The 16542-nt window shown below is 71.8% G+C and carries 12 protein-coding genes; 3 read left to right on the top strand and 9 right to left on the bottom strand.

The features are described from left to right. The 6 genes from IZR01_RS39530 to dtd form a co-directional block, all read right to left on the bottom strand. Positions 1 to 1367, bottom strand: a 1367-nt coding sequence (locus IZR01_RS39530) for an HAAS signaling domain-containing protein (protein WP_194926834.1), incomplete at its 3' end; no start/stop codon positions are given. Next, positions 1364 to 1699, bottom strand: coding sequence for a PadR family transcriptional regulator (locus tag IZR01_RS39525; RefSeq protein ID WP_194899333.1), 336 nt, complete (start codon positions 1697 to 1699; stop codon positions 1364 to 1366). The genes IZR01_RS39530 and IZR01_RS39525, both read right to left, overlap by 4 nt. A 151-nt stretch (positions 1700 to 1850) precedes the next feature. Beyond that, complete coding sequence (locus tag IZR01_RS39520) at positions 1851 to 3149, bottom strand: hypothetical protein (RefSeq protein ID WP_194926833.1); 1299 nt, start codon at positions 3147 to 3149, stop codon at positions 1851 to 1853. A 148-nt stretch (positions 3150 to 3297) separates the two neighbouring features. Then, entirely contained in the window at positions 3298 to 4977 is a 1680-nt protein-coding gene (locus tag IZR01_RS39515) for a DUF885 domain-containing protein (RefSeq protein WP_194926832.1), read from the bottom strand. A gap of 20 nt (positions 4978 to 4997) precedes the next feature. Then, on the bottom strand, positions 4998 to 6248 hold the full coding sequence (locus tag IZR01_RS39510; RefSeq protein ID WP_194926831.1) for a S8 family serine peptidase: 1251 nt from the start codon (positions 6246 to 6248) through the stop codon (positions 4998 to 5000). A gap of 151 nt (positions 6249 to 6399) precedes the next feature. After that, positions 6400 to 6846 (bottom strand): D-aminoacyl-tRNA deacylase, encoded by a 447-nt coding sequence (gene dtd, locus IZR01_RS39505; protein ID WP_194926830.1) that lies wholly within the window; start codon positions 6844 to 6846, stop codon positions 6400 to 6402. A 44-nt stretch (positions 6847 to 6890) separates the two neighbouring features. Here dtd and IZR01_RS39500 point away from each other — a divergent pair, with 44 nt between their 5' ends. Beyond that, positions 6891 to 7757 (top strand): alanyl-tRNA editing protein, encoded by an 867-nt coding sequence (locus IZR01_RS39500; protein WP_194926829.1) that lies wholly within the window; start codon positions 6891 to 6893, stop codon positions 7755 to 7757. Between the two features lie 132 nt (positions 7758 to 7889). Here the strand turns inward: IZR01_RS39500 and IZR01_RS39495 are convergent, their stop codons facing one another. Then, positions 7890 to 9221: an MFS transporter gene (locus IZR01_RS39495; protein WP_194926828.1), complete on the bottom strand. Its 1332-nt coding sequence runs from the start codon at positions 9219 to 9221 to the stop codon at positions 7890 to 7892. A gap of 172 nt (positions 9222 to 9393) precedes the next feature. Between IZR01_RS39495 and IZR01_RS39490 the strand changes: the two genes are divergently transcribed. Continuing rightward, positions 9394 to 10299, top strand: a complete 906-nt coding sequence (locus tag IZR01_RS39490; protein ID WP_194926827.1) for an ADP-ribosylglycohydrolase family protein — start codon at positions 9394 to 9396, stop codon at positions 10297 to 10299. Positions 10300 to 10575: 276 nt separating this feature from the next. On the opposite strand, the gene IZR01_RS39485 is transcribed toward IZR01_RS39490, so the two are convergent. After that, positions 10576 to 13272 (bottom strand): DUF7824 domain-containing protein, encoded by a 2697-nt coding sequence (locus tag IZR01_RS39485; RefSeq protein WP_194926826.1) that lies wholly within the window; start codon positions 13270 to 13272, stop codon positions 10576 to 10578. After that, entirely contained in the window at positions 13269 to 14666 is a 1398-nt protein-coding gene (locus IZR01_RS39480; RefSeq protein ID WP_194926825.1) for a DprA-like winged helix domain-containing protein, read from the bottom strand. The genes IZR01_RS39485 and IZR01_RS39480 overlap by 4 nt, the downstream gene beginning before the upstream one ends. A 192-nt stretch (positions 14667 to 14858) precedes the next feature. Here IZR01_RS39480 and IZR01_RS39475 point away from each other — a divergent pair, with 192 nt between their 5' ends. Continuing rightward, positions 14859 to 16052 carry an ROK family transcriptional regulator gene (locus IZR01_RS39475; protein ID WP_194895204.1) on the top strand — a complete coding sequence of 398 codons (1194 nt, stop codon included), beginning with the start codon at positions 14859 to 14861 and terminating at the stop codon, positions 16050 to 16052. Positions 16053 to 16542 lie beyond the last annotated feature (490 nt).

The raw sequence follows: 16542 nt of genomic DNA, 5'->3' as shown, positions 1-16542 counted from the left end.
GAGGTGGGCGGGGCCGGGGATGTCGGGGTGGTCGGACCGGCCAAGTTGATCGGACTGGTCGGACTGGTCGGGCTGGCCAAGCTGGTCGGACTGGTCGGGCTGGTCGGGCCCGAGGGTGTCGCAGAGTCCTGTGGCGTACCGGGGCCCGGTTGGTGGTTCAGACCGCCTTGGGGAACGGTCACCGCCGGCGGCGGGACCATCACGAAGTGCGAGCCGTCGTCTCCGAACTGCTGTCGCAACAGCTGCTGCGGGTAAGCGTTGGGAACGAGTTGGCCGCGGGCGTCGAACCACGCCTGGCCGTCGGCCTGGCTGTTCCCGTTCCCGTCCGCGCCCGGCGCGGCGGTCACCGGCTGACCGTCCTGGTCGTAGACCAGCACACCGGCGAGCTGCTTGCCGCTCTCGTCGTAGACGTACAGGTTCGTGATCGGCTTGCCGGACTCGTTGAGCCCCTGCGGCGGGGGCGCCTGCACTTGTGCGGACGCGTTGTTCCAGGCCGCCGTGTTGCCGTCGTCGTTCTCGTTGTGGACGGCCGACAGCGCCATGCCGACCGTGAACACCACGAGCGCGCCGTGGCCCACCAGCATCAGTCGGCGCGGCCACCCGCCCTCGTAGTTCCGTCGGCCCAGGTACACCGAGGCCGGGATCGCGGCCAACAGAGACAGCGTGCCGATCAGCGTGCTGTAGCCGACGCGCGGGATCAGCGAGAAGTTCTGCCAGATGTCGACATTCGTCGTCATCACTTGCAGAACTCGCACCACTGCCCACGCGCGCACCACCCACCAGGCCGGACGCAGCGAGGGCAGGAAGTCCAGGACCGCCGCCCCGGCCGGATTCGCCCGGATCCGCCGCTCAGATTCGGCCACCAGATTCCGCACGCTGGTCCGCAGCACATGAGACCACGACATCGCGACACCCGCGGACTTCGTGCCACCCGAGCCGTTCCCCTCGCCCGGCTCGGGCAGTCCCGCCGCCTGTCGCAGCTCCCTGGCATACACCGCCGGCGCACCGAGCCGCTGCCGCAGCGTCCCGGCCCCCTCGGCAGCGACCTCGCGCAGGTGGTCCTCAAGGTCCTCCAACAGTTCGGCGCTCTCAGCGGCCGGGAGGTCGGCGAACTGCGCCCGCACCTCGGCCGCGTAGCCCGCCACCTCGTCGCCGCGGCCACCGCCGCCGCGGCCACCGGATCCTTCACTGCCGTCGCCGCTCCGGCCGCCGACCCCGCCGCCATCGCGACCCGAATCAGCGCCGCCGGAACCGCCGGCGCGACTGCTGCTCTGTTCGTCGGCTCCGTGGGCTCCGTCGGCTCTGTCGGCCCCGCGACCTTCGTCCGCGCTTCGGCCGCCCAACCCCTCGAACTCCTGGGAACTCATACCCGATCTCCCCTCTCCGCTCCGAGCAGCCGGTCCATGACCCCGGCGAACACCCGCCACGTCGTCGTGGACTCCTTCAGTTGCGCCCGCCCGCTGGCGTTCACCCCGTAGTACTTCCGGTGCGGCCCCGACTCCGAGGGCACCACGTAACTCGTCAGATATCCGTTGGCGTACAAGCGCCGCAGCGTGCCGTAGACCGACGCGTCGCCGATGTCCTCGAACCCCGCGACCCGCAGCCTGCGGACGATGTCGTAGCCGTAGCCGTCCTCGTCGACCAGGACCGCGAGCACCGCCGAGTCCAGGACGCCTTTGAGCAGTTGTGTGGAATCCATCGCCCCTCCTGTGCGGACCACAGTACTACACACTGCACAGTAGTACGCGGAGAGAAAGAGCCCGGATTTGAGAATCCGGGCTCTGCGATCATCGAGGCGGGTCAGCCCACTGGCTCAGCGGCCACGTCGGCGGCCATCTCAACCCACCATGTCAGCTCACTACCTGACCGGCCCTGGACGCCGCCGCCTCGCCTTGCCGGATCAGCCAGTCCACGTGCTCCCGGCCGCGGAAGCCGCCGATCTTCGCGCAGATCGCGAGGTCGATCCGCAGCTGCTCCGCCGACGGGAGGTCCGGCGACGTCCCGGCGACGCCGAGGGCACGGGACACCGTCATCGCGACGTGGTTCGGCCCGATCGGGTGCCGCGCGGCCAGTTCCCCGCCGAGTTCCCGCGCGAACGCCAGCACGCCGCGATCGTCCGGCTCCGAGAACGCCCCGACGACCAGCGCCTCCAGCACGTAGTCCAGCACCGTCCGCGGCCCCGAACCGCCCGGCCACGCCGACACCAGCGCGATCACATCCGGCGCGCCGGACTCCGGGGCGAGCGCGTCCCGCAGCCGGCGCCCGAACTCCGTGCCGGACCCCGGACCGGGCGTGGCGCTCAGATTCCGGGAGCTCCATTCACCCAGCAGGTCGGTCCGCACTTCTCTGAGCTCTGATACCTCGCCCAGCGGGAACCGGCCGTAGACATGGTCCGGGCTGAAGATCTCCAACCCGTTCGCCCGCGCCCACGACAGCGAACCGTTGCACAGCTGGCCCTCGACGTGACCGTCCTCGACACGCAGCGCCAGGAACACCCGGCCCCGCCACGTGAACCGGGTCCACACGTCGGTCCAGTAGTCGAGCTTCTGCGGCGACACCCGCCGCCCCGGGCCGCCGGACATCGGATACAGCCAGACCATCAGCCGCGACTCGACGTCCAGGAACGCGTGGTGCGTCACGCCTTCGAACCCTGCGAACCGACCGTTCGGCGGCAACGCGGCCCGCGGCCCGGCGACCGGGAGCTCAGCCGTCGAGGCTCCGGTCCGCACCCACACCCCGTCCGAGTACGTCCCCAACGAAGCCGTCCGACCGTCGGCCCCCAGCCGCCAGATCATCGCACTCGCCCCGAACGGCGTCGGCCGGTACGGCTGCCACTCGGGCAAGCCGCCGGGAGTCGATCCGGTCCCCGGAAGGTCAGCGGGCCGCTCGGAAATCCACCGCAGCAGGAAGCACTCCTGCCCCTCCGGCCCGATCGGCGGCAGGTCCTCCGGCGGCGTGCTGTCGTATCCGAAGGTCTCCCGCAGCACCGGCACCGAGCCGCGGCCGCCGAGATGCTCGTCCAGCACCGCCCGGCCGCCGAAGGACCGTGGATCGAAACGCCCGCCGAACGCGGACGTGTCGTTCGCCAAGTAGCACTCGGCCACTTCCTCATTGATCAACGCCGCGAACCGGGCCACCACAGCAGCCATCCCAACTCCCCCTTCGTCGGATGGCCCCCGACGCTAGAACACCGGATGCCCTCGGTCAACGTGGACCGGGGGCATCGGATGCTTGATATCAGTGCTGTGATGACAGCAGTGATCGCAACCCTGACCACAGCTGCGACCACAGCGGCGACTACAGCCGCTCAAGCGCCTCACGCAGCGGCTTGAGCCCGATCGAACCGAGGTCCAGAGCCTGCCGGTGGAAGGTCTTCAGGTCGAAGTCGGCGCCGTTGCGCGCCTTGGCGTCGTCCCGCGCCTGGAGCCAGATCCGCTCGCCGATCTTGTACGCCGGCGCCTGCCCCGGCCAGCCGAGGTAGCGGTCCAGCTCGAAGGCGAGCTGCGCCTCGGTGGTGTTGACGTTCGCCGTCATGTACTCCCAGCCCAGTTCCGGGGTCCAGCGCCGGCCGCCGTGGTCGACGCCGTTGCCGAAGTCGGTCCCGGCCGGGATCTGGAACTCCAGATGCATGCCCAGGTCCACGACCACCCGCACGGCGCGCATCATCTGGCCGTCGAGCATGCCCAGCTTGTCCGCCGGGTCGGCCAGGTAGCCGAGGTCGTCCATCAGCCGCTCGGCGTACAGGGCCCAGCCCTCGCCGTGGCCGGAGACCCAGCACATCGAGCGCTGCCAGCGGTTCAGCACGTCCTTGCGGTACGCGGTCTGCGCGCACTGCAAGTGATGGCCCGGGACGCCCTCGTGGTAGACCGTCGTGGTCTCGCGCCAGGTGGCGAACTCGGTCTGGCCCTCGGGCACGGACCACCACATGCGGCCCGGCCGCTCGAAGTCCTCCGACGGCGGCGTGTAATACATGACGCCGTCGTGGGTCGGGGCGATCATGCACTCCAGCCGGCGCACCGGCTCGGGGATGTCGAAGTGGACGTCGGCCAGCGCCTCGACCGCGGCGTCGGACTTGTCCTGCATCCAGGCCCGGAAGTTGTCGGCGCCGGCGATCTGCCGCGCCGGGTCGGCGTCCAGGGCGGCCAGCGCCTCCTTCAGCGAGCCGCCGGGCACGATGCGCTCGGCGGTCTCGTTCATCTCGGCACGCAGCCGGGCCACCTCGTCCAGGCCCCACTGGTAGGTCTCTTCCAGATCGATGACGTCACCGAGGAATTCGCGCGAGGCGCGCTGGTAGCGCTCGCGGCCGACGGCGTCCTTCTCCGGCGCGGTGGCCAGCAGCTGCTCGGTGAGGAAACGGCCGAAGTCGGCGGTCGCGGCGGTGGCCGCCTCGGCGCCGCGGTCCAGGTCGCCGCGCACCGCGCCGCCGGCCCCCGTGCGCTGGACCAGACCGGTCCAGAAGTTCCCGGCGCCCAGCTCGCCGTTCCAGTCCTTCGCCTGCTTCGCACAGGCCAGCACCTGGCGCCGGGCCGAGGTGTGGCCCTTGGCCGCGGAGTCGGCCAGCGTCGCCTTCAGCTGCTCCAGCGCGGCCGGCACGGCCGCCAGGCGCTTGGCGATGTTCGCGTGGTTCTCCTCACCCTCGGTGCTCATCTGGTCGAACACCGAGCGCACCGCCTGGAACGGGCTGGCGAGCACGTTCAGCGCGGAGGTGTCGTCGCCGGCCTCGTAGGTCTCGACGGCGAGCGCCAGCCGCTCTTCCATGGCCTCCTTGGCCACGCGTTCGTTCTCATCCGCGGGCTCCAGGGCCCGGATCGCCGCGAGGGTGGACGCCGTCAGCGTGTTGCGCTCGGCGAAGCCATCCAGGGAATAGTCGGTGAGCTCGTGGTCGTGCCCGGTGACACCTAGGTCGGTCGCGAACTGCGGGTCCAGTTCGACGTAGCGGGCGACATAGTCTTCGGCGATATCGTTGATGGAGGTCACGGGGCCGACCCTATGTCACCTCAGACTCCTGCGCGCGAGCCCTTTACCCGCCCCCGGCGCGAGGCGGCCACGGCCACCGGCGCGGCCAGCGCGAGCACTCCGGCCGCGCTCATCGCGAGCGCGATCCGGGACGCGTTCCGGTCGTGGCCGGGCACGGCGGCCTCGGCCGGGGAGACGATGGCCCCGGGGCCGACCGACGGATCCGGGCGCGCCTCGTTCGGCAGGTCCTGGCTCACGGCGCGATAGGGGTCGACGACTCCGTAGCCGGTCGCCGGGTTCAGCGTGGCCGAGGTGGCGGCCGGGGCCGGGGCCCCCGCGTCCGCGGCATCCGCGGCCGGCTGGTCGGCCGTCGCCTCCAGCCGCTGCACCACCTGCCAGTTGTGCAGGGTCGGCCGGTCGGACAGGACCAGGGCCGCGACGCCGGAGACGAACGGCGCGGCCATACCGGGGCCGTCCAGCGTCGTGAGCCCTTCGGCGTAGCCGGCCAGCGGAACCGTCAGCGGCCCGCCGGGCGCCGACACCATGACCCCGTTCCCGTGCGGCAACGCCTTGCCCGTACGGTCGACCCCGCCGACGGCCAGCACCCCGGGCAGCGCCGCCGGATAGGTCTTCGGCCCCGGTCCGACCGCGGCGACGATCAACACGTCGCTGGCGAGCGCGTTCTGCACCGCCACACGCAGTTCGGGCGAGTTCTCGGTGACGCCGATCGAGATGTTGATGACGCGGGCCCCGGCCGCGGTGGCGGTGCGGATCGCGTCGGCCAGCTTCACCGAGCTGCCGGGCGTATCCGCGGTGTAGGTCTGGCGGATCGGCAGGATCTGGGCCTCGGGCGCGACACCGGTGAAGCCGAACAGCCCGCTCTGCTTCCCGGCGATGATCGCCGCGACCGCGGTCCCGTGGCCGTCGCAGTCGTAGTCGGCGTCGCCGCCGGGGTCGACGACGCTCGGGCCGGGCAGCACCGCGTTCGGCGCGAACACCGGGTTCGCCGGATCGACGCCGGTGTCGAGGACCGCGACCGTGACGCCCTTGCCGCGGGTCAGGAACCAGACGCCGGCCTGGCCCAGGCCGAGTTGCTGCTGCGGCCACAGCAGATCCGGATCGGCGGCGCCGGGCGGGAGGTCCGGCGCGGGCGGCGCGGTGGTGCAGTGGACGGCGCCCTCGGCGGAGATGCCGCCGGAGAGCTGGTCGGCGCGCGCCGTCATGGTCGCCGCCAGGAAACAGCCGAGCGTCAGCACCGAAACGGTCAGTCTGCGCGGGGTACGTCTCATCATGACCACAGCCCTCGCCGAAGAAGACGTCAGGAAGTGCAAGGAAATCCCGCGACCAGAGCGTGATTGCCGATGATGATATAGAGCCGGGGCGCGGGCGAACAGACCCCGTCACCAAGTGGTGAGCAGGTGTTTCCCCACCTTTACGGAAATCTCAGATCTCGACGATGACGGTGAAAGGACCGTCATTGACGAGCGCCACTTTCATATCCGCCCCGAACCGCCCGGTCTCCACCGTCGCGCCCAGCGCCCGCAGCTCGGCGACCACCGCGTCGACCAGCGGCTCAGCGACCGGACCGGGCGCCGCGGCGCTCCAAGTGGGACGGCGGCCCTTGCGCGCGTCGCCGTAAAGCGTGAACTGGCTGATCACGAGCAGTGGCGCACCGGAGTCGGAGCAGGAGACCTCGCTGCCCGGCTCGCCGCTCCCGCCCTCGAACAGGCGCAGACCCCAGAGCTTGCGCGCCAACTGCGCGGCTTTGGCGGGCGTGTCGTCATGGGTGACCCCGACCAGAACCGCCAGCCCCGGCCCCTCGATCGCCCCGACCACCTCGCCGGCCACCGTCACCGACGCCTCGCTCACCCTCTGGACCACCGCGCGCATGCGCCTATTCTCTCCCGCGCCGGCCCCGATGAGACGATGGCGCCATGGCAGACCTGACCACCACCCACGTCACCTTCCCCGCCGGCGCCACCACCGGGACCGCGACCGTCCTGGCCGTGCGGCCGCTGCCGGCCGGCACCGGCGTGATCGTCGGCAGCACCCCGTTCCACCCGCTGGACCACAGCTGGCCGGACCAGCCCGGCGACACCGGCGCCATGGCCGCCGGCGGGGTGCGGTACGCGGTGACGGACTGCCTGACCGGCGGCGTCGGCCCCGACGGCGAGTTCGCGGTCGGCACCGACATCCCGGTCCGACGGGGCGAGGAGAGCTGGCAGTGGCTGGCCGTCCACGTCCTCGACGGCACCGAGGCGCCGGCCCCCGGCACCACGGTCGAGCTGCGCGTGGACGAAGCCCGCCGCGCGGCCCTGTCCGCCTCGCACACCGGCTGCCACCTGATGGCCCTGGCCCTGAACGAGGCGCTGGCCGACCGCTGGCGCAAGGAAGCCCGCACCGACGGCCTGGACCACCCGGACTTCGACAGCCTGGCGATGGACACCTCGCGCATCGGCCTGGACGCCAGCACCGACCGCTACCGCCTCGGCAAGTCGCTCCGTAAGAAGGGCTTCGACCCCGAAGGGCTGCGCGAGGCGCTGCCGGAGCTGACGGCGAAGATCAACGCCCGGCTGGCCGAATGGCTGGGCCAGGACGCGCCGGTGCGCATCGACACCCCGGGACCGGAGCTGACGGCCCGGCGGCAGTGGGTGTGCGAGCTGCCGGAGCGCACGATCGAGATCGCCTGCGGCGGCACGCACTTGCACCGGCTCGGGGAGTTGGCGGCGCTGACCGCCGAGCTCACGCTGTCGGAGGACGGGACCGAGCTGGTGGTGGTGACGACGCCGAAGCGGGGGTGAGCAGTCGCCACGAGCGGCCCGGAGGCCTGAGGCTTCGAGCCTCAGACCTCAGACCACGGGCCTCAGGCCTCAGACCTCAGACCACGGGCCTCAGACCACGGGCCTCAGACCACGGGCCTCAGGACTCAGGCCTCAGCAAGCCGCCGCTTCCGCCTCGATCGCGCCGCCACCGACCCGGACCACCGCCCGCTCCGCGCGCAGCGCCGCGAACCGCTGGTACCCCAGCATCGCCGCGGCCAGTGCGACCCCGATCGCCCCGGTCGTGGCGAAGGACCAGGCCGGGGACGAGGCGTCGACTACCGTCCCGGCCAGCGGCGCGCCGATCGCCCCGCCGAGCGTCATCGCAGAGCCCTGCAACCCCATCGCCTGCCCGCGTGCCGAGGCCGGCACCGCCGCCGCGACCGCCTCGGCCGTCGAGGACAGCGTCGGCGCGCACATGAAGCCGGCCGGGAGCAGGATCAGCGCCAGCCACCACCATCCGTACTGTCCGACGAAGCCGACCGGTATGGTCCCGGCGCCGAGCAGCAGCATCAGCACCGGCAGGCGCCAGGGGCGCTCGGTCGAGCCGTGCCAGAAGCCGCCGATCAGCGACAGCAGGCACCAGGCGAATATGCAGACCCCGGCCATGCTCACCGCGTTCTGCTGGCGCAGCAGCGCGGTGATGGAGATGTCCGTCCCGGCCAGGACCAGATTCGCCGCCATGCCGGTGGCCAGCACCAGCACGAAGCCGGGCCGGACCCAGGTGGCCAGCGGTATCTTCGCCGGCTGCGCGGGACGCCTCGCGCCGCCAGTGCCGTTAGCGCCCGCAGTGCCGTCGGCGCCTTCGGTCCCTTCGCCGGTCCCCGCCCGGCCGTCGGCCTCGGCCTCGGCCCGGATCCCGATCGGCGGGTCCAGCACCCACAGCGTCACCACCGACCCGACCGTCAGCAGCCCGATGACCGCCATCGTCACGGTCGCCGAGTGCATCGAGGTGATGGCCGCGATCGCCAGCGCCGGCCCGACCATGAAGACCAGCTCCACGATCATCGAGTCCAGGGCGAACGCCTGCCGCCGCATCCCGTCCGGCACCCGGGCCGCGACGGCCTGCCGGATCACCGAGAACACCGGCACGCCGAGCAGCCCGCCGAGCACGAAGGTGGTCACCAACAGCACCGGATACGGCAGGAACGGCGCGCTCACCCAATACGTCGCCTCCGACACCCCGGTCAGCGCCAGCACCGGCTTGAGGCCGCGCCGGTCGACCATCCGCCCGAGCAGCGGCGACCCGACGCCCATGCCGATCGTCATCACCATGCTGGCCAACCCGGCCGCGGCATAACTGCCGCCCTGGTCCAGCACGACGTGCAAAGTCAGCGCCATCGCCTTGGCGGTCAACGGCAACCGCGCCACGAAAGCGACGACGAACAACGCCCGGGCCCCAGGCATGGCCAGGATTGGCCGGTAAGGGGCGAATAGCTTGGTCACTTGTTTCCTTCCCGAGGCCGATCATCGCAGATGCCACCGACGAAGACGAGTCGGTTACCGGCCCTCGGACCGGCGTACGGAGACCGGCGCGCGGCACGTACGGAAACCGGCGCGCGGCACGCCCGGCGACGCCGGGTGAGTTAGTGGTGTGCCATGCGGTAAGAAGTGGAACATGACCGACGACCGCTCCCCGGCCCGCGCCGTCGCGTCGCTCCGCGGCTTGGCCGTGGGCGACGCGGTGGGCGCCTGCTACTTCATCCCGTTGAACCAGCCGCTGCTGGCCGACCGCCGGCTGCCGCCGGACCCCTGGTACTGGACCGACGACACCGAGATGGCCTGCTCAGTCCTGGCGGTCCTGCGCGACCGCGGCCACGTCGACCAGGACACGCTGGCCCACTCCTTCGCCGAGCACCACGATTTCGACCGCGGCTACGGCGCCGGCGTCAACCGCATGCTGCGGCTGATCCGCCAGGAGGGCGCCGACTGGCGCGAACAAGCCCAGGGCATGTTCTCCGGCAAGGGTTCCTGGGGCAACGGCGCCGCGATGCGGGTGGCCCCGCTCGGCGCCTGGTACGGCTCGGCCGACCTGGACCGCGTGGTGGCCGAGGCGACGGCGTCGGCGGAGGTCACGCACACCCACCCGGAGGGCGTCGCGGGCGCCGTCGCGGTGGCCGTCGCCGCCGCCCTGGCCGCCGACTCCGACCTGACCGGCCACGCCTTCCTCGACGAGATCGCCGAGCGCACTCCGCCGGGCCTGGTCCGCGACGGCATCGGCAACGCCATGACGCTGCTGCCGCTCACCGACCCCCGCAGCGCCGCCGCGTCCCTGGGCAACGGCCGCTACATCTCGGCCCCGGACACCGTCCCCTTCTGCCTGTGGGTGGCCGCCAAGAATCCGAACAACTTCCAGAACGCCTTCTGGGACACCGCGATCGTCGGCGGCGACATCGACACGACCTGCGCGATCGTCGGCGGGATCGTCGCGGCCCGGGTCGGGGTGGCGGGCATCCCGGAGGACTGGCTGAAGCGGTGCGAGGCCCTGCCCGAGTGGGTCGGTCTCGGTTCCGGTCTGGCATAGCCCGGCCTGGCATAACCCGGCCGAGCATAAGCCGAGAACACCGGTGCCCCGCGTCACCCCATGACGCGGGGCACCGAGCTACCCGCCGGCGAAGCCGGACCGGGCGTTCAGTTGTGGCAGATCCCTGCCACGCTGACGACCGGCGGGACAGCGCACAAGTACTTGCTCAGCCACATACCCTTTGGACGCGGACGACCCCGGGCTGGTTCCGCACGATATTGCTTTTCGGGCGATGCAGAGCTCTTATTCCGGGAAGTGGTCGCCCGGCAGCCGTTCTCACCCATCCCCCAGCGCCCCCGCCAGCCGCCGCGCGCCGCTCGGCACCGCGCCGCCGCCCTTCTTCCGCGCCAGTGCGGTCACCTCGGCGATCGGCGTTCTCACCTTCAGGGCGCCGGCCAGTTCCGTCGCCAGGACCAGCAGATCCGCGGTGCCGGGCAGTGCCTTTGGCAGCGCCGGAGGCAGCAGGGCCGGCAGCAGCAGGGCTATCGCCTCCCAGGTCTGCGTGGCCGCGCCGGCGTTGGCCAGGTCGCGCAGGCCTGGGACCGCGCGGCGCAGGCCCGCGCCGGGGATCGGCAGCTCGATCGCCAGAGTGGCGGCCAGCGTGGCCGGGTCCAGCAGTTCGCGTGCCGCCAGTACCAGCGCCGCGTCGACGCCGGAGGCCCGCATGCGCGCGTCCTCGTGGACCAAGCGTGCCGCGATCACCCGGTGCGTGGCGCTGTGCGGGCCGCCGTAGCTGCCATCGTGCACGCTCTGCGCCCCATCCTGCTCGGCCAGCACCACAGCCGACTCCACCACCGCCGGGGCCGACGTCCAGTCGATGCCGCCGATCATCGCCACGGCGGCCAGGTCCGGCCGCGTCGGCACGATCGCCGGCCAGCACACCGCCCAGTCCGACTGGTCCCAGCAGCGCTCGGGCTCGCTCCAGACACCACGGACCAGGTCCAGCAGCGTTTCAGGGCTCTTAACGTGCGCGCTCATGGCCGCCCGCTTGTACGCCGCCAGCAGGTCCCCGTTCCCCTCCTGGCGCATCGCCGGGTCCGGGAACTCCGGCGTGGGAATCTCGACCCGGTCCCCGCCGACCCACGCCGCCAGCCGCCGCCCCGCCTTCGACCGGAAGCCGGTGACGTCCACCGCCCCGCAGTCCGTCGGCAACCGCAGCAGCGCTTGGTGGAAGTCCGCCTCCAACGGCTCCAGGCCCTGCGCCTGGCAGTCCCGCAGCCGCCGCACCAATTCCGAGGGGTCGATCGCGCCGGTGGGCGAGGTCGGCACCGAGACCAACGGCGGCAGGTCCGGCAGGCCCAGCGCCGCGTGCACCTCGCCGAGCCGCGCCAACAGGAAGTCGGCGGGTGAGGTCCGCGTCCGGCGGGGCCAGCCCCGATTCGACTTCCGCATCCGCGACCACAGCTGGCCCACCCGCACCCGATGCGGCTCGCGCCGCTTGTCCGCCCCGAGCCCGGCGGCCGCGGCGGCCAGCCCGCCCAACATGATCCGCGGCGTCTCCCCGATCTGCGAGGAGTTCCAGTCCCACCCCGGGCGATACCGCTCCATCACCGGCGCCAGCGCCTCGCGCATCCCCGCGGCATCCGTCCGCTGGAACACCACGACCGCCTCCAGCACCCGCTCGAAGACCATCGCCTCGGCCGGATCGGACTGCGACAGCGACGCGACCACCTCGGCCAACTCCGCCGGCGAGCCGATCGGCGGCAGCAACGGCCGCGGCACATAGGGCGCGACCTCCGGATACGGCGCGACATCCGAGTCCCCGGCGTCGGCCGTAGGAGAATCCTGCGAAACCCCGAGCAGCCCGGCGAGCTTCGCGACCAGATCCGGCGCGAGGTAGATCGCCGCGTCGGCTGCCAACCGCTCCCGCTCCGCCTCCCCCAACCCCTTCGCGCGCCTGCCGACCACCTTCAACGCGCGCTCCTGGATATCCGCCGCCTGCGCGCCGAACGCGATCGCGACGGTCTGCGCGATCTGCGCGGTCCGCTCCGGATGCTTCGCGAACAGCCCGTCCAGCCAGGTCAGCGCGGTCTTGACCACGTTCTTCCCGGACCGCGTCACCGCGATCGAAGCGGCTTCAAGCGCGAGCTCGACGTCGATCAGGTCGGCATCAGAGGCCTTCTTCACCGACGCCAGGAACGAACGCGCGACCGCCCCGCTCTGTGAAGACAGCAGGCTGATACAGCTGGACACCCGCTCGACGACCTCCGCGTCACTGGGCTCCAGCGCGGTCCAGAACGCCAAATGGACCTGCATCGCCCCGGGCTGCCCGCCCCGCAGCAGCCGCCGCAGACAGCCGTCCAGCACCGGCGCCCGCACGACCAGCCCGGCCCGAACCGCCTCGGCGGCGGTGACCCCGAAGACGGACCACGACGTGAACAGCTCGTCGTTCTCGTCGTCGTCGAACATCAGCGGCAGGTACTCGCCGAACTTCGGATCGGCCAGGAGCTTCGCCTTCTGCTTCTCGTCGTCGGCCGACCATGTCGACCACAGGTACTCCACGCCCCACGCCCGCAAGAATTCGCGCGTCGCCTCCATCGGCACCCCGGCCACCTCGTTCACCGCGGTGACCAACCGATGGCAGCCATCCGGCTCAAGAGTCGCGAGCAGCGCCGCGGGTAAGTCGGCCAGCCAGGCCGGAGCCCGGTCGGCCAACACCTGCGCGACGGCGGCCGGGGACCCGGGATCGAAGACGCCCTCGCGCTGCACCGTCCGCAGGAACTTCGCCGTCGTCAGGGCACTGGGAAACACCGCGAGCGCGGCCGGGATCACGGTGCTGTTGGCGCGCGCCCTCCGCTTCTTGAGCTCGGTCCAGTTGGAGCCCTCCACGGCGCCCCAGCTCACCGACTTCAGGAACTCCTTCAGCGGTGCGACGTAGGTACGCCGCTCCTTCTCCGTCATCCCCTCGAAGTACGGCGCGATCCGGCCGGCATCACCCAAGGCCATCAGTGCGGCGAACCCCTCCGCGCTCATCGCGCCCCCACCACCGCTTCGTCGGTCTCAGTCTCGGTCTCGGATGCCACGCCACGCTCCCCGCGCCGGAAAGCATCCGCCGCCAGGATGTGCTTACAAGGCCCCCGCCCACCCTGGTACTTCGCATACCAAAGGCACGTACACGACAACGCCCCGTCGGCCGCCGACCGCACCCGCTGCACGTGGTCCTCGACCTTCACCGTCGCGAGAGCCCCGTCCCAACTCACCGCGCCCGCGTCGAGCAAGTCCCGGGCCGCGCGCAGCCGCGGATTCTGCTTCGCCGCGCGCTCCGCGTCATACGGCAGCTCCCGATGGAAGTACGACGCGTCCGCGTGGTCGTACCCGACCCGCCCAGCCGTCCCCAACTGCGTCAGCGCCGCCCGCACCCGCGCCACCGGCAGCCCCGCCTGCTCGGCCAGGACATCCGGTTCGATCCGCGCGTCGAAGGCCAACAACGCGGCCACCGCCTCGGCGTCATCGATCACATCGTCCCCGGCCAGCGCCGACAACACCGCGCCCTCGCCTGAGAACCCCCGGGTGATCTCCGGCGAGAGCGTCAGCACCAGGCGCATCCCGGGCAGGTCCAGCTGCCACACCGACGCCACCGGGTTCGCCCCGCGCGCCAGGTTCGGCCCGTAGACCCGGAGCCTGCCGCCGAAGCGCAGCAACGGAAGCAGCTCCTTGAGACGGTGCGGACCGGCCAGGCAGACCGCACCGGGACCGCCCGACGCCGCCAACCGCAGCGTCCGGCCGGCCGGGACCAGCCACTGCACGCCGCGCGACGAGCTCGGCAGCCCGCGCAGGAACCGCGCCGCGTCCCCCGCGCCGAGTTCGGCCCGCAGGTCGTAACCGGAGGTCACCGCCTGGACCTCGGCGAAACCGCGCAGCCAGCGCGCCGGGAGCGGCACCTTGCGCTCCACCACCGTGCCGTCGAAGGTGGTGGCCTCCAGCCCCTCAGGCCCGACCTCAAGTTTGAGCGGGTCGCCACCGCGCACCCGGGCCAGCGCCAGCCGCAGGTCGTTGTTGACGTCGACGTTGGTGGTGCCGCGGTCCAGCGCGGTGCCGTCCATCCCCTCGTCCAGCACGTCCAGCCGGGCGTAGACGCCACAGCAGCCGGAGAACGACTCGAACCGAAGACGATCTCCGTTGCAGGTGACGACCGGATCGCGCAGCGCGGCGAGGTCCCGGCGCCAGTAGCGGGCCTGCGCCACGTTGGCCACGCCCAGCAGCGCGGCGGCCGCCGGCTCGGCCTCCCCCAGGAAGCCGGAGAAGAAGCGCGGGTGCGCCGCCGGGCCCGCGGTGGTGACACCACCGGACGTCTGCAGGTCCAGCAGGCCACCGGGGCTCAGGCTGGACGCTCGGACATACCCGTATATTTGGGCGGTGGAGGTCATGTTCTGAAGGTAGCGTCGGACACTGACAGCCGGTGAGGGGACTAATGTCGTGACCGCTTGACCACTTGACCCTGGCCGCTTGACCGCTTGACCCTGACCGCTTCACCACTTGGCCCTGAGCGCCCGACCCCGACCCGACCCGCCGGACCCACCCGGCCACCGCGACCCGACCGAAGAAGGAGCCCGCGAGACGTGGAGTCCGCCTGGAACCGCAGCGTCCTGCGCACCAACAACGAGCGGCTCCTGCTCGACCGGCTGCGCGCCGACGGCGCCACTTCCCGCGCGGAACTGGCCCGGCTCACCGGCCTGTCCAAGCCGACGGTGTCCACCGCCCTGGGCCGGCTGGAGCACGGCGGCCTGGTCCGCGAGATCGGCAAGCAGGCGATGGCCGGGCGCGGCCGCTCCCCGGTCCTGTACGAGGCCGACCCGACCGCCGGCTACGCCATCGGCGTGGACGTCGGCCGCAGCTGGATCCGGGTCGGCGTGGCCGATCTGGACGGCACCGTGGTCGGCCGCAGCGACTGCCGCAACGAGGCCGCGGACGCCGACGGCATCGTCGACACGATCGTGGCCCAGGCGCACCGCGCCGCCGCCCAGGCCGACGTCGACTGGCCGCGCGTCCTGCACACCGTGGTCGGCAGCCCGGGCGTGATCGACACCGCGACCAACGAACTACGGTACGCGGTGAACCTCCCGGGCTGGGGCCGCCGCGAGGTGACGGACCGCCTGGCCGCCAAACTCGGCACCGGCCTGGAAGTCCTCAACGACGCCAACCTCGCCGCCCTCGGCGAACACGCAGCGGGCTCCGGCCGCGACCGCCGACTGTTCGTCTACCTGCACATCGGCACCGGCCTGGGCTCCGGCATCGTGGTGGACGGCAAGCTCTTCCCCGGCGCCCACGGCGCGGCCGGCGAAGTCGGCTACCTCCCCTACGGCCCCTACAACGAGGACCGCGCCCGCGCCCGCGGCCTACTGGAAGACGCGGCGGCCGCCGACTCAGTCGTGGCCATCGCCCGCGAGCTGGGCATGACCGACGCGGCCTCCGCGAAGGACGTGTTCCTGGCAGCGCGCGCAGGCAACGCCACCGCGCTGGAAGTAGTCCGCCGCGAAGCCGAACGCCTGGCCTACGCGGTCGCCTCGATCGCCGCAGTCATCGACCCGGAACTGATCGTCCTCGGCGGCGGCATCGGCGACAGCGCGGACCTGCTACTGGAACCACTGCGAACGACGCTGGACAAGATGACGCCGCTGGTTCCGGAACTGGCGGCCTCGGTGCTCGGCGCGAACGCGGTGCTGGAAGGCGCGCTGGCCTCGGGGGTGCGAACCGTGCGCGGGCTGGTTTTCGAGGCCTGGCAGGGAGCGCAGGAAGGCGCTGGGGGGAGCTGATTCGCCCCAGCGCATCTCCCCTTCTCCTCTACTCCCCTACTAGTGGCGTACCGGGCAAGACTGGCACTGGCACTGGCACTGGCACTGGCACTGGCAGGGCTTTGGCTTGCGGCTTGCGGTCTCTGTGTTGGTTAAAGGCATTTTTACGGAACTACCTGGTATTGACTAATCACGGATCGAGACGCAGTTCGTTGTGCCGCTCGATGTGCGTGGGCGGCTGCCGGTTGTGTGGGTGGTGCGCGGCGGTCCGAGTCACTGCGCACACGTTGTGTTGGCGGGCGGCGGTCGTGCGTGGTGGGTGCCTGAAGTCAACGGCAGGCGCCTCCGGCGGGGGCTCTTGGCTCCCTCGGGGAACTGGCGCGGTTCCATAGGGTGGCCGGGTCAGGGCCCTGCGCTGGCGGTTTGTGAGGTGGTTGCGGTCCGTTCCCCTCGGTCGCGTCGTCAGCCCCAAGGGGTACAGCGCCGAACCCCGGGAGTAAAGTCCGCGCGC

The sequence above is a fragment of the Catenulispora pinisilvae genome (assembly GCF_015356865.1).
In the GTDB taxonomy this organism is placed as follows: domain Bacteria; phylum Actinomycetota; class Actinomycetes; order Streptomycetales; family Catenulisporaceae; genus Catenulispora; species Catenulispora pinisilvae.
This window is presented reverse-complemented; position numbering and strand designations above follow the sequence as displayed.